This window comes from Asticcacaulis sp. AC466 (assembly GCF_000495815.1).
In the GTDB taxonomy this organism is placed as follows: domain Bacteria; phylum Pseudomonadota; class Alphaproteobacteria; order Caulobacterales; family Caulobacteraceae; genus Asticcacaulis.
This window is the reverse complement of sequence record NZ_AWGE01000014.1, coordinates 159,661-180,924: the sequence shown is the minus strand read 5'-3', so window position 1 is coordinate 180,924 and position 21,264 is coordinate 159,661. Positions and strand designations below refer to the sequence as shown.

Genomic DNA, 21,264 nt, shown 5'->3' with positions numbered 1-21,264 from the left:
AGAGCGTTCCAAAGATGTGCTTGACGATCTGTATGACCGGAGCGGAGACGCAGCGGGACGTATTCAGGCCGCTTTAAATGTCTATGGTATAAAAAAATTTAGCGACGAATTTTATTACTGCATTGAGCAGATAGAGCAATTTTGTAATGATGAATCGTCCGAAAAGCTTAGAAATATTATATTTGAAGACCGAAATACTAATGCATTCCCGGCCGTTTTTACGTTAATATTCATTGCTTTTCACGAGATGTTTGTTAAGGAGAAAAAGTCAATCTCAAGCTATTCAGGCGTCAAATCTGTATTGACAAATTTGACTCGAAGGATTGACACGTCTCGAAGGGCCACAGCGTCAGATGAACGGCGGAAAAACATTGACACAATTAAGGGGATAATCAGTCCGCATTTTGTCAGCGCCGATCCATCCAAAAGTATCTACTCAGACCATAAGACGATCGATCTTGATGATTACATAAAGCGCTCCGGGATGGAGTTGGCCAACTATGAGCTAAAGCAAGGCTTGCTCTCGCTGGACGGTAAGAGAGAGCTGAACGTTGATCTCATGGACCGAATAGTTGAAACGATTTGCGCTATCGCAAACAACGGACCTGACCGTGCGGGACGAGTTCTCTTGGGGGTCGCGGACAAACCCGCTGATGTTACGCGGATAATTAGCCTAGACAAAATTCAGCCCCGGACGGTGGGCGACAGGGCGGTGGTCGGAATTGTCCGTGAAGCGGTCGCAATGGGCATAACGCTTGAAGATTATCACAACAAAATCCGCACCCACATCGCCAATTCAAAGCTGTCAGAACCGCTAAAAAGCGCTGTCTTGTCATCAATCGACTACAATGCGTATTATGGCTTGGGTGTTATAGTCATATCTGTGCCTGAGCAAAAGGAACCCTCGTATTTCAAGGATCAGATCTACTGGCGCAACGGCGATAACACCGAGTTGGCAAAGACGCCAAAGCAAATCGCCGATATCAGCCGACGCTTTTAATACAAGATTTGAAATTAAGGGGATTGGTTCGACGGGTTAGCTCACCCGGCATTTCTTTTGGGGGGCCAGGAGCAAAGAACTGCCGCAACAGACACTTCGGAGCGATTATGACCGCCTTGGGGGAACCAACCCAGGAACTGTCAGACTGTCAGACTGTCAGACTGTCAGTCTTATTTCCGGAAAGGGCGCGAATGCGCCGAATTGGATCGGCTGCGCTCCGGCCAAGGATGCTCGTAGTTATGACAATCAAGACCAGACAGGCTGCTCAGGCTTCGCGTACATCCGTGCTGGGGGCAAGTTTTGTTCGAAGTTTTCTAGATACCGATCCATGGTCAAAGAAGTTCCAAATACTGTTATCTGACCATCTTAACGATCAATAATAAAAGAGGCATTTCCAGCTAACGCGGCGGAAAAATCATCTGGGTTGATTAGAAAGGCGCTGGACTGATAGAAAAAGACCCAACCGTATGGCTTTGCGATTGTTGAAGCCCTGACCAGTTTAACTCTCTCACCACAAACGCATCGGACCCACGTTTCTGCGAGCAGCCGTGCATTTTCAAAAACCAGCATTTATTCTGCTCCATTGAGGGTCTGGCGTTCCTAGCGCACCGAACGGAAATTGGCGATCCACATTCTGATGACTGCTTTCGGCTCAGGATTGCGTCGTTGATGAGAATGTCCGCCTTGGGCGCAAACGGGAACGCGCACCTTCGGTTCATCTCGGCCTCGGCACGCGGGTCGGCGCGGGTTCGTCATTCCACTGCATCTCCATGACATCCCTCGTCAGGCGGATACGGAGGTGGTCATCATAGCCTTCGACCGGGAATAATCCATCGGCGCTCAACGGAATCAGCCATGGCGGTCGATCGCATCCAGCAAGGACGACCGGAGGCGGTGAACGATCCGTTGAAAGCTCGCTTCGTCGCCCAGCGCCCGGGCCAAAACAATTGCACCCTGTATTCCAGAAACGGCTTCTTCAGCGAGTTCCAATGCCAACCCCGGCGGAACCTTCCCCACTTCAAGACAGTGCGCCAGGGACGAAATCCAGCGAGCGAAATACGCTTTCACCTTGCCCGAGAATGTCTCGCCCGCGGCGTTCAGTCCGAGACACCCAACGACGCAAACCCTTTGTCCGGAGCGGAAGTACGCGGTCACGTCGTCAAACATGGCCGTGACAGCCGCCGCCGGATCAGGACCATGCTCTAGGGGCGCGAAAATCGCTTTGGCAAACCAGCCATCGATATTCTCAAGGACAGCTTCCATCATCTCTTCCTTCCCACCTGGAAAGAAGTTGTAGAGGCTGCCCTTGCCAAGGCCTGTTGCCTTTGAGAGAGAGGCCAGGCTCGCCCCTTCGAAGCCATGCTCACGGAACGCTTCCGCCAATGCCGGCAGAGCGCTTTCGCGGTCGGTGAGGATGCGCTTGGAACTCAAAGGCCCAGATCGCTTAGTGACGGATGATCGTCCGGACGGCGGCCGAGCGGCCAGTGGAACAGGCGCTCCGCTTCCTTGATTGGCATTTCATTGATGCTGGCGTGGCGGTTCGACATCAGTCCGTCTTCGGCAAATTGCCAATTTTCGTTTCCGTAGGCGCGGAACCATTGTCCCACATCGTCACGATACTCGTACGCATAGCGCACGGCAATACGGTTGCCGGTAAAGGCCCAAAGTTCCTTGATGAGCCTGTATTCGTGTTCTTTGTTCCATTTGCGCTCCAGGAACGCTTGCGCCTCCTGTCGATTGGTCGCGAATTCGACCCGGTTACGCCAGCGCGTGTCCAGCGTATAGGCAAGGGCAACTTTGGCGGCATCGCGGGTGTTCCAGCCATCTTCGGCCAGGCGTACCTTCTCGACAGCCGTGTCGTGGGTGTAAGGGGGAAGTGGCGGACGGGACATTTCATTTCCTTTCGGGATGCGACGGGTATCGACAAGCGACGGCGATACAAGGGCCGCAACGGAACGGGCAGTGATGACCGTGCGGCGGTTCAGTGTGTTGCTAATAAAGGTTGGGAGCCTTGTACCGATCAGTACAACATTGTACTGATCGGTACAAGGCTTTTTTAAGGCCTTACGACGTTTTGGGTCGATCCCGCGCTTTTTCCGGTGGCTTCAGCTTTAAAACCCTGCGTCTGGCAGCCCTAACGCGGACAGCGAAAGGCGCTACGACGCGGTGTCACGTCTTCGATCTCAGCAGGCGGGTCGGCGCGGGTTCGTCATTCCACTGCATCTCCATGGCATCTCCCGTCAGGCGGATATGGAGGTGATCGTCATAGCCATCGACCGAGAATAATCCATCGGCGCTCAAAGGAATCAGCCGCGCGGCCTGGCCATTGCGCCGGACATAATAAAGAGCACCGTCGCGCCACAGCACGCGTTGCGCGCCATATTGCCCGGCAAGCGGGCGCAATCTATCGGACGACAACACGGGCGGATGAAGACGCGCTTCGATCGCCGGGCGCGCCCAGGCCCAATCGGCCCGGTCGGCACCGTCCGCGTCCGACCGCTCGATGAGTTCGGCGAGAGCAAGCGACTGAGCCAGATCCAGCGCTTGCGCGGGGTCCGCCGCCACATCCGGTGCCACCCCGACGCCCTCCCAATTCGATTTCGAAACAGGGTGGACAGGCCGCCCATAGGAGCAACTGAGCATGAAACCCGGCGCGACGGGCGAGAAGCTGTTGTTGTTCGCCGCCCCGGCTGTAGTGGCGCCGATGAGCGTACCGAGATGGAATTGTTGCACGTCGTAGGCAAAGGCCTCCGCTCCCGATCCGACCCGGTTGTTGATCAGCACAAAAAGCGGCTTACCCTTCAGCCGGCCGGCCGGAAGATATTCCAGCGTGCGCGATTGAATGGGGTCCTTGCCGGTTTCAAGGAAGGTGATGTCGAGCTGGTCGCTGTTCATGAAATGGCTGAGGAGATAGCGAACCGCCGCATGCGACCCGCCGCCATTGTCGCGCAAATCGATGATGACGGCGTCTCCGTCACGGAGGAAGCGCAGCGCGGCGTCATAGGCCGCGCCGGTCTGATCTTCGACCCACTCGAAGCCGGTAATGCGCAGATACCGCACATTGCCGGGCAGTATTTTCATTTCCGTCAGGCCGTGATTATCACGCTTCGCCTGACGCGCCCACAGCGCCTGAAGTTCGGGACTGTCCGCGTTATCGTCTTTGCCGGCGCTGGCGGCGGCGAACTGGTCGGGCGCGTAGTTCAGATACATGTGCCGGTCATGGCTCGCCGCCCGCAGGTCCTCGGTGACGCGCGCGGCGAACGCGCCGGGGCTATCGGTATCGTAGCGCCCAGATTTCAGGCCCTCTTCCAACCGAGCGACAATGGCGGGCACGCGATCGGGAAACACATAGCGATCGGTCACTGTCTTCGTTATGTCCGCGATGGCGGCGGAACGTTGCGCGGCCGTGAGCGAAACCGCCGCCACAGGCGCGGCGGTTACCGGTGCGGCTTGCTGAGCGTAAACGGGAGAGGCCGCAAGCAGGATCAGGCTGAGGGCGGCGATGCGAAACGACATAGAGAAAGCGCCTTTCAAGGGGTGGGCTCGCCGGACGATGCGGCCCTGAGACGGTCAATAAAGGGGTTGGCCTCAAGCCGTTCGAGGGCCTGGGCGATCAGGTCCGGCAACGACACGCCAAGCTCGTCGTCGAGCGTTCGCGCGGCGGTTTCGGTGGTGGCCCAAACGCTTTCGAGTCGCGGCACGATGCTCTCGGCATAAGGCGACAGCGCCACGATCCGCTCGCGTGCATCCGCCCCCGCCACCAAGGTGACCAGGCCACAGCGCTCCATCTGGTTGACGGTCTGGCCGGTGGCGGAATGCGTGACGCCGGTATGTTGCGACAAGGCCCGGATCGTGGACGGCCCTTCGGCCAGCAGGGCGCGAACGACCGGCGTGTAGCGTGGGCGATATTCAAGTCCGGCATCGATATATGTCTGCTCGACCGCGCCATCGAGGTGCTCGATCAGCCGGCGGAGCAGCGTTCCCAATGTGGCAGGCGTCGTCATCCGCCAAATATACAAGCGCTTGTATATCTATCAAGACACGGGTTTGTGATCACCGGCGAAAGCCCTGCTCTTGATAGGGTGGGTGATAGCGACCGCATAAGCCACGCCTCCACGCGCCCCCACCTCCCTATCAAGAGCAGGGCCGGCGCGCACAAATGGCTGGCAGAAAATGCGTACGAATAGGGTTTCGGGGGCATAGGCGCGTCAACGCGTACTCAGCCGCCTCGGCTTGCCCCCTCAAACGACATGGATGCGCGCCGAAAGAAGGCTTCGAACGGCGCGCAGGCCACTCGTCAGGCCCCAACTGTCAGCCAAACGGCGCAGAGGCAGGCGCCCGGTTGCACGCAGCGCGGCCAGAGCGGAAGCGCCACCCAATACACCTGCCGTCCCGAGCACCACCGGCGCAAGCTCGCCTTCATCGGTCATCATAACAGCACCGATCAGAATCGTTGCCGCTGCGCCCAGAAGCCAGGCGCGAAGCGCGCGTGACCGCCTAAGCGCCATTTGCGTTACATAATGCGCGCGCACCTGTGCAGCCATAGCATTCCAAGTGCGATCCTCCGAGAGCCGCATTTCGGCGTCCATAAGCTCGCATTGTTCGACGAGTTGTTTGACGCGGCCATCTTCGGCGGCGAAGACAAATGCTGCATTGGTGGTTGCTGCGCTAACAAACGCACGGACGTTGGCCTGCCGTTCGGCCTGTTCTTTGGCCAGGAATTGCAAGACCGGAACATTGAACGCCTCAAGCCTCCCCATGACATCGGCATCGGCGGCCCCCGCAAATGCGACGGCGCCGACGGCGATGCCAGGCGTTGCCTCGGTCAGAACCGGCGGCTTCGGCCGGTGGGAAAGGCCAGCATCGATGGTGACGACATTGCCGCTTCCGCGCGTTGACGGCTTCAAGGTGAAGGTCAACAAAACAAAGGCATCCGCAGACGGCGAATAGATGAAGGTTAGACGCCCATTTTGCCCGTCGAACTTCATGAGTGCGGTGGCAAACGAGAACGGCGCCTCATTCCTCGGCAGGACCGAATAGGCCGCCTGCCACTCTTTTTCCAAGGTCCGCAGCCTGCCTGCATCGAACCGCCCCAATTCCGCAGCGTCGGCCAGATACATCTTCGAGGCCTGGTGGATCCCACCGATAGGGAATAGCTCGCCATTTTCGAATTCGTTCATGACCATCGTCCTTCTAGTAGGGGCCTGCCTGCAGGAGGTAATCTAACCAAGGGAAGTCGAGGTGGATGGGCGTCTCATCCTTATGAGTCTTCAGCACGCCACCCGAAACGCTTACTCTAAGGGCACTGAACGCAGCTTGGATCGCTTCATCATCAGCGTTGCAAACAAGCTTTTCAGCACTAGATCTAACACCGGTGCGATCGCGGAGTGATCGAAGTTCGTCTGGCAATTCCCAGATTTTAAACCGCGCGTGATTTACAGCGTTATGTAGTGATGGAGAATTATTCTCCATTATGGCGAATATGGGGCTCGCCTCAATGTCTTCAAGGTCGAGGCAGGCCTGAGCGATCTGAAGGCGGGTAAGTGCGACCTGAAAGCCACGTCCCTCATGGCTGCGTGCGACCAGGTGGGTGCCGATTTCGTAGTAATGACACCGGTTGCCCGTGTAATCAAACATAAGGGCGCCCGCAACAATCGCCTCGCCGTCTTCAATATAGATGGCCTGACCGCTTTGGATCGCATTATCCAGGATATTCGCGGGGCGAGGAAACAAGCCACCTCTGGCCTCCGCCTTGATAAAGGCAAGGAGCCGGTGTCGTTGGCTTTCATCCTTTGGGTGCACCGCGCGTGCCCTTAGCATAGGTGTCTCCAGTCCCGGTTCACGGCTCCTGAAATGGTTAATTATGCAACAAGGTATCCTAAATGGGAATCTTGTGCAAGGAGATGAATCGACTCAGTGTGACATTTTGTCCAGATATGATAAAAAAGTGCAATTTGACACTTGTTGGCAAAGGTGAATTGGGGTATCGCATTGCCAATCGTTGAAGGCCTGACGCGGTCGAACGGGCGGAGACTTGTTCGTCACCTGCGTCGATGCAACTTAGACAAAGAAAATGGAGTTTGACCGATGCCACCTCTTGGTCAATACAGCACCCTCGAGAAAACGCATTCTCTCGAGTTTCTCAAGACGTTCCACGGTATGCTGGAATTCGAATCTGTGACTGAACGCGAGCAGATGTTCGACGTGCTGCAAGCGGCTTTCAAACACAATTATCTTGAAGTCTCACAGTTCGCGGGCGACCTCGGTTTCAGTCCGTCATCGGTTTACCGGTGGCTTGACGGGCGAGGCCTACCTCATAAGGCTGTTTGGCCACGGGTCGTTGAATGGATTCGCACGGAACTTGAAACCGTGATTGCGAGATACCGTGCCGAAATAAAGGCCTACGCAGCGTCAGGCGACGATTAGACCGTCAGAGCGTGTTCAGCAGGTGGCGGCCACTGGACAGCAGCGGGGCCCAAAAATCCAAACAGGCCTGTCCGAATTGCCCGAGCAAGTCCGACTCCAAAAAGCCCAAAGCCAAAAGGCTCAGGCCGATTGAGAGCAGAATGCCATAGAGCGAGATTTGAAGCCGTATCGTTCGTCGCGCGAATAGATTCAGCGATAAAGCAATCACATCTTGATTTGGTTTCCAGTTGGAATTGTCTTTGCGCCAAACCGTTGTCAGGTTTGCACATAGGCAAATGATGCAAACCATCAAGAAACAGATACTTATAAAACAAAGAATGACCGCGCAGCCGGCGGGCGCTCTGAACTGCTGCGCCGGTAGGCCAGCCTCTTTTGCTGCGTCTATCGCTTTGTCGAGCACGCCGATGGAGACCGCGAAAACGATGCTGGCAACCGCCAGCACGCCGCCGGTTTTTTCGGTAACACGGTTCAAGAGCCCGTTGAGGTTCGTTACCTGATCGTCAAGTGGATCTTTACTCATCTCGGCCAACGCCGTCTTGCGACCGCGCCCGAACAACGGCGCCCCCCAAAAATATCTTTGCCTGCGTCCCAAATTTGCCCCCTCGTGCAAAGCCGAAAGAGTGTTCTACCTGAAGTTTTCCCCAATGTTCATACGCCCGTTAACTTTTGCCGCCCATTGTGACCGCCAAGATACAGTTAACGCCCACTACCCCACAGGCTCGGTTGCACAACCGTCGGCCGCGGCGTAGGCTTCCGCGTGAACTTGGGGCTTGAAGGGGGCGCATATGCCGTTCAATGGAAATACGCGCCTGCGTAGCGAAATGGGCATGGACAAACAGCATCTGTCGTCACTCCCTTCCCGACCGATCGCCTTTTGCGGCCTGCTGATCTGGGCCTTAAGCTGCGTCACCGCTCAGGCGGGAACGGCATCCCCTTCGCCCACTGAGCATTACAGGCTGGAACAGCATGGCGGCGGCCTGGGCGTCGACATCGACGAGTCCGTTGTGGTTCTCGCCGTAGGAGACACGAGCAACGGCCAACAATGGGTCATAGAAAGACTCAGGCGAGATCGCAATTGGTGCGGCAAGCAGACGGCCGATGGGAAATGCAGCGCCCGCGACGTTACGGTCCATGATTGGGCGGCGTCTTCCACCTGTTCGGCGGTCAACTTCTATGTCGCCGGGTTTGCCGATTTCCGGCAAACCGGCTCCGAACAGCCAACGCTTTTGGTGACGGACTCCCCCCTCGTCACGCTCCAGTTCACCGCCGCCGCCAAGGGGAAGCCGCCCCATGTCTTAAAGGAGTACGCCGGCCCCTTGGTCAGTTGGTGGCGAGACGCCGAAGTCGGCTTAAAACCCTGCTGGACCACCGAACCGCCGGTCATCGATGGTCGCCCCCTGGTGGCCAGGCTAACCCCACCAAAGCCGTAATTGCCCCGATCAGCCGTGATCGGCTTGGTAATCCATATCGCGGAGATCGGCGATCAGACCCCGCCCCTGTGGATACCAGCCCAATCGCTGACGCGTCCAGGTGCTCGACGCGGGCATGTCGAAGCCGACGAACATACCCAGCCAGCCGAAATGCGCCGCCGCCTCTTCCAGGGCCAATGACACCACCGGCACGCCCAGCCCGTCGCCAACCACGGTGGCGATATCGCGCGCCGTTATGCCCTCTTCGCCGACCGCATGGAATCGCTCGCCCGCCTGCCCTTTTTCGACCGCCAGCGCGTAGAGCCGCGCCACGTCCGAAACATGCGCGGCGGCAAACCGGTTAAGCCCTTCGCCCACGTAGGCCGAAACGCCCTTTTGGCGGGCGACGTCTATCAGCGGCGAAATAAGCCCCTGGCGGCGCGTATCGTGCACCTGCGGAAGCCGGACGGTGATCACCTTGACACCGGCGGCCGACATCTCGGCCCCGGCCAGCTCCGACGCCGAACGCGGATTGGGATGGTGGGCATTAAACACCTGTTCGGTCGCGATCTGGCCGGCTTCGCCCAAGCCCATGCCTGTGCCGGACGTGATAATGAGCGCCCGGTCCGACCCCGCCAAAGCCCCGCCCAGGGCCCGGATCACCCGCCTGTCCTTTTCGCAGTTTTCGACGAAGTTCGCGAAAGTGTGGTCGAAGGCGGTGTGGATGACGGCGTCCGCCTGAGCCGCGCCCGCAACCAGGGTTTCCGGATCGTCGATCGTGCCGTGATACGGCTCCGCCCCGGCGGCGATCAGCGCCTGCGCACCGGCCTCCGATCGCGTCAGGCCGAGCACCTGGTGCCCCGCCGCCAGCAATTCAGGCAGTATTCGCGAACCGATAAAGCCGGTGGCGCCGGTCAGAAATATACGCATCACATTGTCTCCATGTTGGACGTTACAGGCATATTCCACTATGCTGGATACGGGTAAAGTAGTGACATTATCAGGGTATAATGACTAATATGATCAGCAACGAAGCGACCACCGGCGGCCTGTTGGGGACCTATCTCAAGGATCGCCGGGCCAAACTCGACCCGGTCGCGCTCGGCTTTACGCCCCAGCGACGGCGCACCCCCGGCCTGCGCCGCGAAGAAGTGGCCCAGCGCGCCCATATAAGCCCGACCTGGTATACATGGCTGGAACAAGGGCGCGGCGGCGCGCCCTCCGCCGATGTCCTCAATCGCATCGCCCGGGCGCTCATGCTGACGGATGTCGAACGCGAACACCTCTTCCTCCTGGGGCTTGGCCGCCCGCCGGAAGTCCAATACCGCAAGGATCAGGACGTTACCCCCCGGCTCCAGCGCGTGCTCGACGCCCTCAACCCCAGCCCGGCCATTATCAAAACCGCCATATGGGATGTGGTCGCCTGGAACCGCGCCGCCACCATCGTCCTTAAGGACTACAGCACCCTGCCCCCCGATCAGCGCAACATGCTGCGCCACATCTTTTTAAGCCCCATTGCCCGCGACGTGCACCACGAATGGGAAAGCGTGGCGCGGTCGGTCGTGGCCGCCTTTCGCGCCGATGCCGCCCGCGCCGGCGCCATGGCCGAGGTCAAGGCGATGGTTGACGAACTGTGCCTGCTCAGCCCGGAGTTCAATGCCATGTGGCGCGACAACGACGTCCACAACAATACCGCGGTGGTTAAACACCTCCAGCATCCGGTGCTGGGCCTGATCACGGTTGAAATGTCCACCTTCTCGGTCGATGGCCGCTCCGACCTCAACATGCTGGTCTTCAACCCCGTGACCGCCACTGACGCCGAAAAGGTCAAGGCGATGATCGGGGACTGATGTTCATCGCGACACGACGGCTAATAGATATACGGGATGAGACGCCAGGTTTTCGTTGCGTAGGCCACATAGGCCTGTCCAAACGCGCCTCGCAAAGCGCGTTCTTCGATGGCAATCCGCCATAAAATCACGCTGACTGTCGGCACCAACAGGATACACAGTGACAGCCCGTTGCCGAGGCAAAGCCCGAGCCCCAGTATGGCCAAAAGCCATCCTGTGTACGACGGATGACGTATCCATCTGTAAAGACCGGTATCGATAAGACGGTGATCATCTAAAATCGCGACATTGACGGTGAAAAATCGCCCCAGGTGACTAATGGCATACCAACGCAGTCCAATGCCGAAACAAAAAACGCCGACGCCGATTGCAGGCGTGGTCCGAAGTATCGGCAGATCGCCTGTACCTGGATAAGCCGCCACCATGAAGGCTATAAAAATAGAGATGAAGCCCGAAGCCCATATGATCGCCAGAGAGCCCCGGTCGCTGGTCGCCAAATGTTTCGCGGCACGCCTGTGCACGCTGACTATGCCTTCGGACAGGGCATAGCCAGCGCCAACGAGAGTGGCCGTAAGCGTGATCAACATGTGTCTGTCTTTTGCGTCCTGTCATCGGCTCACCACCCTGGCGACACCGGTCTGAACAGGTGCCCCACAAGCCACCAGGTGTGGTGCGCAAATGCGTGAAGCGCCGGCGAAAATGCGCGAAAGGCCAGCAACCGCCATTGACGCTTCGCGAATGGTCAGCCGCAAATATCCCGACCTTTTCCAATTCGCCCCTCCCTCGCGCCGATGCCATGGCGGAGGTGAAGGCGATGGTCGACGAACTGTGCCGAGATGGACGACACATCTCCTTCGCGCCCATTCCGGACATTTACATATTGGCTAGCTCGTAACTCAAGAGCGGAAGTGCGAGCGCTTTAGTCGGCGGTTCGCCAACCAGTGGCGTTAAGATGACCAGTTGGCCAGTGGCGAGCCGAAAATGCCAGGTGCGGAGAGATGGGCAGCGTCTGTTCCCCAAAAGCATAAAAACCTGTCGTTTTCTTGCTGATAGACAAGCCAATAGCCGTCCCTGTGCGCAACACAGTCTCCAGAAATTATATCTCCTACGTTCGCGTCTGGAAAGCCCGTCTCCTCGATTTCGGCTGTCACTGCGAAGGGCGGGCAAATCGCTTCGCGCAAGCTGCTAACCAACCCGCAATATAGCTTTCAGCGTCCCACCCAGAGCCGATGTAGACGTCGCTAACATCCTGTAACTGCGCTTCAAGGCGCTCCACCGCATCAAAGGGCATGTCTTCGGTTCCTATCTTACTGCTGCAAGGCAACGCCATCTTTGGCGGGAACGCGCCCAGAGCGGCCAGCAAACCCGAAGGTATGAAAAGGCTTTCAGTGTGGCATTTTAGGGCGAGGCAAGCCATTGGCAAGGTCGTATGCGTCCTCCACGGTAAGGCTGTCACCGACGGTGACCGATCGCAGGCACTTGTTCAGGTTCTGCAGGCGATCGAAGTCCGCAGGCTCGTGAGGCGATCGCAAAAACTGCGCGCTGTTGCCTGCCGAGGCCAGCGTCAGATAGATGGTTCCCCGACGCGTCGCATAACCACTGACAGCGACCTCGACGTTCGGCGGGTTAAAGGTTTTCGGATCAAATCTGCCATAGGCCTGCCGCGTCGTGGCGAAGGGTTTCAGTGCTTCCCAACCTGCCTGAGTCAGGACGGTGTTCCAGTTTCCCAGCGAAAAGCAGAGCCCCGCGGCTGCTTCACTATTCAGGGTGACATCAAGGAACGCATGCTCCGCTATCCAGCTGAAGGCATTAGGGCTGCTGGAGTCCACATTGTTGTTCATCTGAAATAGCAGGAGACTCATCGGCGCCAATTCCCCCAGATTCGAGTCGAACATTCGGTGACAGGTCGCGCTGCACGGTTGGTCTACGCTGTAGACGAGCGGGCCAAGCGCCGAGTCGAGCACGTTGACGTCACTGGCTGTCGTGAAATTGGCGACTACCTTTTGGAGCTTAGACTGATTCTGGTCGAACTCCGCCTGGGTATCAGCATCCAGGATGTTGAGTTGACCACGCGACCGGCGATAATCGAGGGGCGAACTGCCGATGACAACGGTCTTCATGCAGGATTGCTGGCGTTGAAGCTTCGAAAGCTTCGCCCTGTCGGGCCAGCCGTCGATACTGGACATGCCACCCCCTCGCAAAGTCAGGTGGGCCGCGCCACGGCGGGTGGCAAAACCCTGAAGATGGAGATCAGGCAAGCCGTTGCTGCCAGGCCCCCACGCCCGCTCGTCGATTGTGAAAGGTTGCAGGGGCTCCCATCCCGAGGCGGTCAGGCGGGTGGTCCATTTAGTGCCCAAAAAGCACAGGCTCTTATCCTTGCCGTCCAAGGTGATGGTAATTTCAACATCCCGGGCCAGCGATGACGGAACCTTCCCTTGCGCATCCCGCGCTATACCCCTGACGCTCACATTGTATTTGAAAGGGGCGCGCTGAGTGCTGAATTTCGATACCTGGCATTGCGGCAGGGCGCATGTCGTCTCGTTATCGTCATACACTTTGAGGGTGACACCAAGCGCCGTTTCCACATCTGCAAAGCTTGTCACCGCAGAATCGTAACGATCGGCCAGGATCTGCACCTTCGCTTCGAGAGCGGTGAGGGTAATGTCTTTCTCGGAAGCCCCCGCTACGGCGCGGCCAGAGAATAGAAGCACAGTACAGATGGTACCCAGCAGGATGCAGCGCATGTTTCCCCCTAACGAAACCCGGCTCAGAAGTTCTGCCTCTATGGACGTCTTTATGCAATAAGACCGCACCTATGGGCTTGATTACAGGCAAGCTAGCCCAGCATCCGGACTTTGGAAAGGCACAGTACTAACGCGACGCGATTTGTGAGGAAATCACCTGAGCGAAAAGCTTCCTCAATCAACGATATACGGTGCATTGACACTTGGAATTACATTTATCATCGTTCCATTTTCCTCGCCGCCGCAACAGCAGCCGAACCCACTGAAGTCCGGTCCTACGCAGAAGCGGACTCAGGCCGAGGTCCGTTTGGGCCAAAACCCGCCTTCCCCCCACAATCGCGCCGGCCAATATGCGCCCCCGCCGCCCATCCGCGTGCAACAAATATTAAGCCCGATCCCTTAGGCTCTGCGCTCTGGAGATGCCGAATGCAGATTGAGCAGTGCCGCAACATCATCATGCTGTACCGTTTACGGGACCGCGCGCGACGCCTTGTCGAAGCGAACCGTAAGGCCGGCAGTCCGGGCGTGGCCAAGATCTACGCCCAAATCGACGACTGGCTGGCCGTTCACATGTCCAACGCCGTCTCGCGCGCTAGGCGATAGCCCCCTCACCCCTGCGCCAGAACATAGTCCAAGGCCGCACAGACCGCCGCGACCTGGGCGTCGTTGCAGTTTTGCGGGGACACGCGGGGGCTGTCCGGATAGACCTCGGTCGTGGTCGTGTAAGGTGCGCCGGTTATGCCGGTACACATGGCGTAGGTCGCCACCGGATATTCAATCACCCCATGCGCCACCACCGGGCAACCGATGATGTTCCCATCCGCATCGGCGGGCGCTATGTGGGTGACGGTTTCGACGGCGGCGATAACGGCCTGTTGAAAGGCCGGCTGCGGATTGGCGCTGTCGTCTACCAGATAGAATCCGTCGGGCACCGTATCGGGCTCATAGGTCTTGCCGTCGCGCGCCGCCAAGGCCGGACGGAACTCGCTTTCGTCGCTGTCGGTCGTTTCATGCAGGTCGATATGCATCAAAAACTGCCCACGCAAAGCCGCAACCCGCGCCATGAGCGCTGCGGACTCCTGAACCGGCGTGCCCGCGCGGAAACTGCGGTTGGGGTCCAGAGCGTCGTAGTTCCAGCGGTTGATGCGCTCATAGGCCCACGGGCTGACGCAGGGCGCCACAAGCAGATTGATCCGCCCCGCATATGCGGCCGCCTGCGTTTCCAGAAAGGCCAGCGCGCCCATGACGCCGCTGGTCTCATAGCCGTGGACTCCGCCCGTCACCAGGGCGGCCGGCAGCGCCGGGTTCCAGTTATGCGAACAGACGGCGAAAAGCGTGTAGGCCTCACCCGCGTAATTCAACTCACCATAGGGCGCGACATCGAAGCGGTCCGACAGCGCCACTATGCGCGGCACAACCTCTTCGGCATAGCTGCGCAGGCGCACCCGATCCTTGCGCCACATCTCCTTTTCCGAGTCGCCCCATGGGGTTCCGGGTCGTCCGATGGGGTAAAAGGCGTCGGTCATAATCACAATCTCACAGTTAGCCGCCCGGGTGCAGGCCCGGCGCTTCCTGACCCGTGCGGGCCACATACTCACTATAGCCGCCATCATAGCGATGCACGCCCTCGGGCGTCAGTTCCAGCACGCGGTTCGACAGGGCCGCCAGAAAATGCCGGTCGTGCGACACGAACAGCATGGTCCCTTCGAAATCCGCCAGAGCCGCGACCAGCATTTCCTTGGTCGCCATATCCAGGTGGTTCGTCGGTTCGTCAAGCACCAGAAGGTTGGGCGGATCGAACAACATCTTGGCCATGACCAGGCGCGCCTTTTCGCCACCGGACAGCACCCGGCACGGCTTTTCGACATCGTCACCGGAGAAGCCGAAACAGCCCGCCAATGTGCGCAAAGCCCCTTGGCCCGCCTGCGGGAATGAACTGTCCAGCGACTCGAAAATCGTCTCCTCGCCGTCCAGCAGGTCCATGGAATGCTGCGCAAAATAACCCATCTTGACGCTGGCGCCGACGGTCACCGTCCCCTGGTCGGGCGCCGACGCGCCAGCCACCAGTTTCAGCAGGGTGGACTTGCCCGCCCCGTTGGCCCCCAGCACGCACCACCGCTCCTTACGCCGCACCAGAAAATCCAGCCCGGAATAGATCGACTGGCTGCCATAGCTTTTGTGCACGTTGCGCAGGTTGAGCACGTCATCGCCTGAACGCGCCGGCGCGCGAAACTCGAACTGCACCGACTGACGCCGCCGGGGTGCTTCGACGCGTTCGATCTTGTCGAGCTTCTTGACGCGGCTCTGGACCTGGGCGGCGTGCGACGCCCGCGCCTTGAACCGTTCGATGAACTTGATTTCCTTGGCCAGCATGGCCTGCTGGCGCTCGAACTGCGCCTGACGCTGCTTTTCGGTGAGCGCGCGTTGCTGTTCGTAGAAATCCAGATCGCCCGAATAGGTTATGAGCGAGCCGCCGTCGATTTCCACCACCTTGCCGATGATGCGATTCATGAAGGCGCGGTCGTGCGATGTCATCAACAAGGCGCCGTCGTAGTTTTTCAGGAAGGCCTCCAGCCAGATCAGGCTTTCGAGGTCAAGGTGGTTGCTCGGTTCGTCGAGCAACATGCCGTCGGGCCGCATAAGCAGAATGCGGGCCAGCGCCACACGCATCTTCCAGCCGCCGGACAAAAGCCCGACATCGCCATCCATGCGCTCCTGGCTGAAACTCAAACCGGCCAGTACTTCACGCGCCCGCGCTTCCAACGCATAGCCGTCCAGCTCTTCAAAGCGCCCCTGCACGTCGCCATAGCGTTCGATAATGGCGTCCATCTCGTCGGCCTGGTCCGGATCTACCATGGCGGCTTCCAGCTTGGCCATTTCGGTTGCCAGCGCGCTCACCGGCCCGACGCCATCCATCACCGCCGCCACCGCGCTCTGGCCCGACATTTCGCCAACGTCCTGGCTGAAATAGCCGATCGTCATGCCGGCATCGATGCCGACCTGGCCGTCATCGGGCTGCTCCTGCCCCGTGATCATACGGAAAAGCGTGGTCTTTCCGGCGCCATTGGGCCCGACAAGCCCCACCTTCTCGCCCTTTTGAATCCCCATGGACGCATCGATGAAGAGGATCTGATGGCCGTTTTGCTTACTGATATTATCGAGACGAATCATACGGTTCTTACTGATTGAGAAACAGGGAGGCGAAGACGAAGGCAGGCGACATACACCGTGACCCGGCGCGGCATGGGCAGCGATTTACAGTGCCATGCCGATTAAGGAAAGGGCGCAAACCGATTTAAGACGGGGCGACACCCCGATTTCCGTTCCGCCACCCCGCCCTCTGTCACGAAATCCACGCGACAAGCGCCGCGTCTGCTGATATGGCAGGAACCGGACTGACTCAGGAGTTTTCGTGTTACGACGCCTTTATAACTGGCTGCTTAATCTGGCCGGCACCAAACATGCCGAAAAGGCGCTGGCCGCCGTTTCCTTTGCCGAAGCCTCATTCTTCCCCATCCCGCCCGATATCATGCTGATCCCCATGGTGCTGGCGCGGCCGGAACGCGCCTGGCGCACGGCCGCCATCTGCTCCATCGCTTCGGTGGTCGGCGGCTTTTTGGGCTATGCCATCGGCTACTATGCCGGGCCGCTCGGCGTATGGATTCTGGGCCTGTTCGGCCATCCCAACGGCCTGAAAGAATTCCACGACTGGTTCGAAAAATACGGCGTCTTCCTGATCTTCGCCAAGGGCCTTACGCCGATCCCGTATAAGCTGGTGACCATTTCCGCCGGTCTAGCGCAGTTTTCGCTGATGTGGTTTTTCATCGCTTCGGCCATCACGCGCTCCTTGCGCTTCTTCCTGGTCGCCGGCCTGGTCAAAAAATTCGGACCCGAAATCACGGAGCTGATGGAAAAGCGCTTCTATCTGGTCGGCACTGTTGTTGTCGTCCTGATCGTGGTAGGGATTCTCGCCGTTAAACTCCTGCCCCATTGAGTCATGAGCGCCCCCCGCACCAGCCCGCCCAGATCGAATAAAACCCTCAAGCGCCTGGCCCTGGCCTTCAGCCGGTGGTGGAGCATCACCGCGCTGGTGCTTTCCCTGCTCATGCTGGCCACCGCCTGGTCGTTTCAGTTGTTCGGTCATTTGGCGCCCTGCCACCTGTGCCTGAAACAGCGCGACATCTACTGGATCGCGGTCGGCGTCTCCCTGGTCGCCAGTGTGTGGGCGCTGTTCACCGGGGCCAAGGGTCCGCCCCGCGTCTTTTCCTTCGTGCTGTTCGCCATCTTTGCGACCGGCGCGGCCATTGCCCTCTTCCATGCCGGTGTCGAACTGAAATGGTGGACCGGCCCGCAAAGCTGCACTGCGTCGGGCCACGACATCAGCCTGGACGACATGGCCGCCTTCATCGCCGGGGCCACGACCCGGGCGCCGATGTGCGATGTGGCGCAATGGCGCATGTTCGGAGTGTCCATGGCGGGCTATAATGCCATCGTCTCCGCCATTCTGGCCCTGCTCAGCCTGATCGCCTCGCTGCGGTTCCGCCCGAAGAGCCGACACCACTACTAAAGGCCCTTTCCGAAAGGACGCCGCGCCATGTCCACCAGTTCCACCTCTGTAAGACCCGTTCCGCCCCGCCCCGGCTATGGCGCATCGCGCCGCCGTCTCGAAGAAATCCTGCGTGTCGATCACGCCGGAGAGCTGGCCGCCGTGCAGATTTACAAAGGCCAGAGCATGGTCTTTTCCGATACGCCCAAACGCGACCTCAGCCGCCAGTTCACGCAAATGCAGGGCGAGGAACAGGTTCACCTTGATGCGTTCGAAGGGCTGATGCGCGCCAACAAGGTCCGCCCCACGGCCATGACGCCGGTGTGGCGGCTGGCGGCCCTGGGGCTCGGCGTCGGCACCGCCCTGCTCGGCGAAAAAGCCGCCCATGCCTGCACCGAAGCTGTCGAAAGCGTCATCGGCGACCATTATAACGAACAGATCGACGAACTGAGCGCCTCCGATCCCGAATTGGCCGCCCGCCTGCGCCAATTCCGCGACGACGAACTGGGCCACCACGACCGCGCCGTCGATCAAGGCGCGCGGGAAGCGCCGGGCTATCCGCTGCTCAGCGCCCTCATCAAGACCGGTTGCCGCGTCGCCATCAAGATCAGCGAAAAAATTTAGCCCCGTCGTCCCCGCCTTCCGTATCGACTTCCGTACCGATCTGTGGATCATCCCACGGACACGCAAGCAACGGATTCAGCGCATGGCCGACACCGGCACGGACGACAAAAAAGAAGAAAAAGGCCAAGAAGATAGGGGCGTGAAAAAGTGGCTTAAGCTGCTTGGGCCCGGTCTCGTGACCGGCGCCAGCGATGACGATCCCTCAGGCATCGCCACCTATAGCCAGGCCGGCGCGCAATACGGCCTCAACACCCTGTGGACCGCGCTTATCACCTTTCCGCTGATGGCCTCGATCCAGGAAATGTGCGCTCGCATAGGCATAGTGACGACACGCGGCCTGACCGGCATTCTCAAAAAGCACTACCCGGCCCCCATCCTGTGGCTGATGGTGGTGTTCAGCCTGCCTGCCATCATCCTCAATATCGGCGCCGATATCGCCGGCATGGGCGCGGTCGCCAACCTCATCATCCCCGCCGTCCCGGCCCTGTGGTTCAGCGTCATCTTCACCGTCCTACTTCTGGGGGCCATCATCTGGCTGCCCTATGCCAAGGTGGCGTCGGTGTTGAAATGGCTGTGCGCCGTCCTGCTGGTCTATCTCATCGTGCCCTTCCTGTCCCATCTCGACTGGGCGAAGGTGGCCCGCGACACGTTGGTGCCGCATATCGAATGGAACAAGGCCTATATCAATGTGCTGGTCGCCATTCTCGGCACCACCATCTCGCCCTATCTCTTCTTCTGGCAGGCCAATATGGAGGTCGAAAACGCCAAGCAATCCAAACGGCTCATGGTCGATCGCAAGCAGATCAAAGAGATGGGCTTCGACGTCGATATGGGCATGTTGTTTTCCAACGTCGTCATGTTCTTCATCATCCTGACGACCGGCACGGTGCTGTTCAATGCCGGCATCCACCAGATTGATACGGTGGAACAGGCGGCCAAGGCGCTTGAGCCCCTGGCCGGCGACGCCGCCTACTACCTGTTTGCGCTCGGCATCATCGGCACCGGTTTCCTGGCCATTCCCGTGCTGTCGGGGTCCTTGTCCTACATCCTGTCGGAAACCTTCGGCTGGGAAGAAGGGCTGGACAAACGGTTCCACGAAGCCCCGGCCTTCTACGGCGTAATCATTGTGTCGCTTCTGGTCGGGCTCGCCATCAACTATGTCGGCATATCGCCGATCCAGGCGCTGATCTGGTCGGCCATACTGTATGGCGTGACCTCGCCGGTCATCATCGCCATCGTGCTGCACATCTCCAACAACAAGGCGGTGATGGGCGAATTCACCAATGGCCTGTGGTCGAATATACTGGGCGCCCTGACCTTCGTGCTGATGACCGCCGCGGCGGGCTTTATGCTCTATTTCCAGTTCGCCGGTTAAGTCCTATAGTCGCCGCATCCATACCGAAGGGGAAACCGTATGATGAAGACGATTGCCGTGACTGCTGTCTTGGCGCTCGCCTGCGGCCTGCCCGCTTACGCCCAGGACAAAGCCGCACCAAGCGCGTCTGAAGCCCTGTTCGCCGACATGAAGGCCCATGCACCGTGGGACACGTCGGGCGATTTGCTGTGGACCTTCTATTTCGTCGGACCGGACAAGGCGGACCTTCAGGCCGTGGCCAGCCTTCTCGCTGCCAAGGGCTATACGGTCGTTGACATCCGACTGCAGGACAATGCCGATAAGGCCGCGCCTGCCCTGTTGCAGTTACAGGTCGAAAAGGTCGAACACCTGACCCCGGCCAAGCTCGACGCCCGCGAACAGGAACTCTACACCCTGGCGGAAGGCCATGGCGAGGTGCTTTATGACGGCATGGACGTAGGCCCCGCGCAGTAAGGCCCATGAACAGCGGCTTCAATCCCGTTCGGCGAAACCGGAATATCGGCACCAAACGCCAGGGGCACGGTCAGAACAACCGCCTGTCCATTCCGCGAATAGCCGGCGCTGAAAGACTATGGAACGAACACCTCGGCAACTACACGCTCACGCAGCGCTTTGTGTCCGGGCGATCCGTGACATTTCTGGTCGAAGACAGCCACGGCGGCTGCCTGCACGCGTGCAGCGTGGACGACATTTGCCACGTCCTGAAACATGTGCCTAGTGCGGACTGGACCGGACTGGACACCTTCGTCTTGCGCCAATCGACCCGCAAACAGCGTATTCTCAATCCCGCATGGGGGCGACTCTTCTACTGGGCAGACTTCGGGCAGGCTGGACGCGAAACAGTGCGCTCCGGACCGGCCGTCATCCTGGAGGCCATCGATCCGGAACAGACGCTCAAATGGGGACTGTCGCTTGGGCCTCAGGACACCGAAGAATTGAAACGCTTGCGGGATGACGGACATACGGTCGTCCGTGACACGCATGCCTACGTCTTCTCGGTGACGCCCACGTCGGCTCGGGCAACGCAGCTTTACCGAACGCTGCTGCACGAGATCGGTCATTGGGTCGATTTTCGCAAGAAGGTCGAAGGACCTGCCGACCGTGGCGAGCAAGACTATAGCGACCTTTACGACGCCTATTTTTCGCGCCCCCGCGATGAACGCGAAGCCTTCGCCCATCGCTATGCCGACGCAACACGCGAAAGGCTGTTCCGGTTCGGGATATTTCCGTTCGATCCGATAGACGGCTCCGCCGGCGAAAATTAGAGCGGGCAGAGTCGCCGCGCCCGGC

General features: G+C 59.1%; 23 protein-coding genes. 11 read left to right on the top strand and 12 right to left on the bottom strand.

All coding sequences use genetic code 11. The features are described from left to right. On the top strand, nucleotides 1-1,000 hold a 1,000-nt coding region (locus AEAC466_RS37260; RefSeq protein WP_023459002.1), incomplete at its 5' end, for an AlbA family DNA-binding domain-containing protein. A gap of 849 nt (nucleotides 1,001-1,849) precedes the next feature. On the opposite strand, the gene AEAC466_RS37255 is transcribed toward AEAC466_RS37260, so the two are convergent. From AEAC466_RS37255 to AEAC466_RS37230, 6 genes are all read right to left on the bottom strand, one after another. After that, a complete protein-coding gene (locus tag AEAC466_RS37255) occupies nucleotides 1,850-2,431 on the bottom strand; it encodes a TetR/AcrR family transcriptional regulator (protein WP_023459001.1) in 582 nt (193 codons plus the stop codon). Continuing rightward, entirely contained in the window at nucleotides 2,428-2,892 is a 465-nt protein-coding gene (locus AEAC466_RS37250) for a nuclear transport factor 2 family protein (RefSeq protein WP_023459000.1), read from the bottom strand. The genes AEAC466_RS37255 and AEAC466_RS37250 overlap by 4 nt, the downstream gene beginning before the upstream one ends. A 277-nt stretch (nucleotides 2,893-3,169) precedes the next feature. Then, nucleotides 3,170-4,516 (bottom strand): S41 family peptidase, encoded by a 1,347-nt coding sequence (locus AEAC466_RS37245; RefSeq protein WP_023458999.1) that lies wholly within the window; start codon nucleotides 4,514-4,516, stop codon nucleotides 3,170-3,172. Between the two features lie 14 nt (nucleotides 4,517-4,530). Beyond that, entirely contained in the window at nucleotides 4,531-5,004 is a 474-nt protein-coding gene (locus tag AEAC466_RS37240; RefSeq protein ID WP_023458998.1) for a MarR family winged helix-turn-helix transcriptional regulator, read from the bottom strand. A gap of 237 nt (nucleotides 5,005-5,241) precedes the next feature. Next, on the bottom strand, nucleotides 5,242-6,180 hold the full coding sequence (locus tag AEAC466_RS37235; protein ID WP_023458997.1) for a hypothetical protein: 939 nt from the start codon (nucleotides 6,178-6,180) through the stop codon (nucleotides 5,242-5,244). 13 nt (nucleotides 6,181-6,193) lie between these two features. Continuing rightward, nucleotides 6,194-6,820 carry a hypothetical protein gene (locus AEAC466_RS37230; RefSeq protein WP_023458996.1) on the bottom strand — a complete coding sequence of 209 codons (627 nt, stop codon included), beginning with the start codon at nucleotides 6,818-6,820 and terminating at the stop codon, nucleotides 6,194-6,196. A 267-nt stretch (nucleotides 6,821-7,087) separates the two neighbouring features. Here AEAC466_RS37230 and AEAC466_RS37225 point away from each other — a divergent pair, with 267 nt between their 5' ends. Next, a complete protein-coding gene (locus AEAC466_RS37225; RefSeq protein WP_155913724.1) occupies nucleotides 7,088-7,426 on the top strand; it encodes a hypothetical protein in 339 nt (112 codons plus the stop codon). A gap of 4 nt (nucleotides 7,427-7,430) precedes the next feature. On the opposite strand, the gene AEAC466_RS37220 is transcribed toward AEAC466_RS37225, so the two are convergent. Beyond that, nucleotides 7,431-7,946, bottom strand: coding sequence for a hypothetical protein (locus AEAC466_RS37220; protein ID WP_155913721.1), 516 nt, complete (start codon nucleotides 7,944-7,946; stop codon nucleotides 7,431-7,433). Between the two features lie 265 nt (nucleotides 7,947-8,211). Between AEAC466_RS37220 and AEAC466_RS37215 the strand changes: the two genes are divergently transcribed. After that, nucleotides 8,212-8,856 (top strand): hypothetical protein, encoded by a 645-nt coding sequence (locus AEAC466_RS37215; protein WP_023458993.1) that lies wholly within the window; start codon nucleotides 8,212-8,214, stop codon nucleotides 8,854-8,856. Between the two features lie 9 nt (nucleotides 8,857-8,865). Here the strand turns inward: AEAC466_RS37215 and AEAC466_RS37210 are convergent, their stop codons facing one another. Continuing rightward, nucleotides 8,866-9,765: an SDR family oxidoreductase gene (locus AEAC466_RS37210; protein WP_023458992.1), complete on the bottom strand. Its 900-nt coding sequence runs from the start codon at nucleotides 9,763-9,765 to the stop codon at nucleotides 8,866-8,868. Nucleotides 9,766-9,854: 89 nt separating this feature from the next. Here AEAC466_RS37210 and AEAC466_RS37205 point away from each other — a divergent pair, with 89 nt between their 5' ends. Then, nucleotides 9,855-10,685, top strand: coding sequence for a helix-turn-helix transcriptional regulator (locus AEAC466_RS37205; protein ID WP_023458991.1), 831 nt, complete (start codon nucleotides 9,855-9,857; stop codon nucleotides 10,683-10,685). Nucleotides 10,686-10,705: 20 nt separating this feature from the next. Here AEAC466_RS37205 and AEAC466_RS37200 read toward each other — a convergent pair whose 3' ends face one another. Both AEAC466_RS37200 and AEAC466_RS37190 read right to left on the bottom strand, forming a co-directional pair. Then, nucleotides 10,706-11,272, bottom strand: coding sequence for a methyltransferase family protein (locus AEAC466_RS37200; RefSeq protein WP_023458990.1), 567 nt, complete (start codon nucleotides 11,270-11,272; stop codon nucleotides 10,706-10,708). A 798-nt stretch (nucleotides 11,273-12,070) separates the two neighbouring features. After that, on the bottom strand, nucleotides 12,071-13,429 hold the full coding sequence (locus AEAC466_RS37190; protein ID WP_023458988.1) for a hypothetical protein: 1,359 nt from the start codon (nucleotides 13,427-13,429) through the stop codon (nucleotides 12,071-12,073). Between the two features lie 426 nt (nucleotides 13,430-13,855). On the opposite strand from AEAC466_RS37190, the gene AEAC466_RS44895 reads away from it, so the two are divergent. Next, on the top strand, nucleotides 13,856-14,032 hold the full coding sequence (locus AEAC466_RS44895; protein ID WP_023458987.1) for a hypothetical protein: 177 nt from the start codon (nucleotides 13,856-13,858) through the stop codon (nucleotides 14,030-14,032). A gap of 5 nt (nucleotides 14,033-14,037) precedes the next feature. Here AEAC466_RS44895 and AEAC466_RS37185 read toward each other — a convergent pair whose 3' ends face one another. Together AEAC466_RS37185 and AEAC466_RS37180 are read right to left on the bottom strand one after the other, a co-directional pair. Further along, complete coding sequence (locus AEAC466_RS37185) at nucleotides 14,038-14,955, bottom strand: M14 family metallopeptidase (protein WP_023458986.1); 918 nt, start codon at nucleotides 14,953-14,955, stop codon at nucleotides 14,038-14,040. Between the two features lie 16 nt (nucleotides 14,956-14,971). Beyond that, entirely contained in the window at nucleotides 14,972-16,600 is a 1,629-nt protein-coding gene (locus AEAC466_RS37180; protein ID WP_023458985.1) for an ABC-F family ATP-binding cassette domain-containing protein, read from the bottom strand. Nucleotides 16,601-16,841: 241 nt separating this feature from the next. On the opposite strand from AEAC466_RS37180, the gene AEAC466_RS37175 reads away from it, so the two are divergent. From AEAC466_RS37175 to AEAC466_RS37155, 6 genes are all read left to right on the top strand, one after another. Continuing rightward, nucleotides 16,842-17,423: a YqaA family protein gene (locus AEAC466_RS37175; RefSeq protein WP_023458984.1), complete on the top strand. Its 582-nt coding sequence runs from the start codon at nucleotides 16,842-16,844 to the stop codon at nucleotides 17,421-17,423. Nucleotides 17,424-17,426: 3 nt separating this feature from the next. Continuing rightward, the gene (locus tag AEAC466_RS37170; RefSeq protein WP_023458983.1) at nucleotides 17,427-17,996 is read left to right on the top strand and encodes a disulfide bond formation protein B; all 570 of its coding nucleotides are present in this window, start codon (nucleotides 17,427-17,429) and stop codon (nucleotides 17,994-17,996) included. A 27-nt stretch (nucleotides 17,997-18,023) separates the two neighbouring features. After that, nucleotides 18,024-18,599 (top strand): demethoxyubiquinone hydroxylase family protein, encoded by a 576-nt coding sequence (locus AEAC466_RS37165; protein ID WP_023458982.1) that lies wholly within the window; start codon nucleotides 18,024-18,026, stop codon nucleotides 18,597-18,599. Between the two features lie 139 nt (nucleotides 18,600-18,738). Next, nucleotides 18,739-19,974 (top strand): NRAMP family divalent metal transporter, encoded by a 1,236-nt coding sequence (locus AEAC466_RS37160; RefSeq protein ID WP_031239092.1) that lies wholly within the window; start codon nucleotides 18,739-18,741, stop codon nucleotides 19,972-19,974. 39 nt (nucleotides 19,975-20,013) lie between these two features. Beyond that, nucleotides 20,014-20,427 (top strand): ribonuclease E inhibitor RraB, encoded by a 414-nt coding sequence (locus tag AEAC466_RS0122610; RefSeq protein ID WP_023458980.1) that lies wholly within the window; start codon nucleotides 20,014-20,016, stop codon nucleotides 20,425-20,427. Nucleotides 20,428-20,432: 5 nt separating this feature from the next. Further along, nucleotides 20,433-21,239: a hypothetical protein gene (locus AEAC466_RS37155; RefSeq protein ID WP_023458979.1), complete on the top strand. Its 807-nt coding sequence runs from the start codon at nucleotides 20,433-20,435 to the stop codon at nucleotides 21,237-21,239. Nucleotides 21,240-21,264 lie beyond the last annotated feature (25 nt).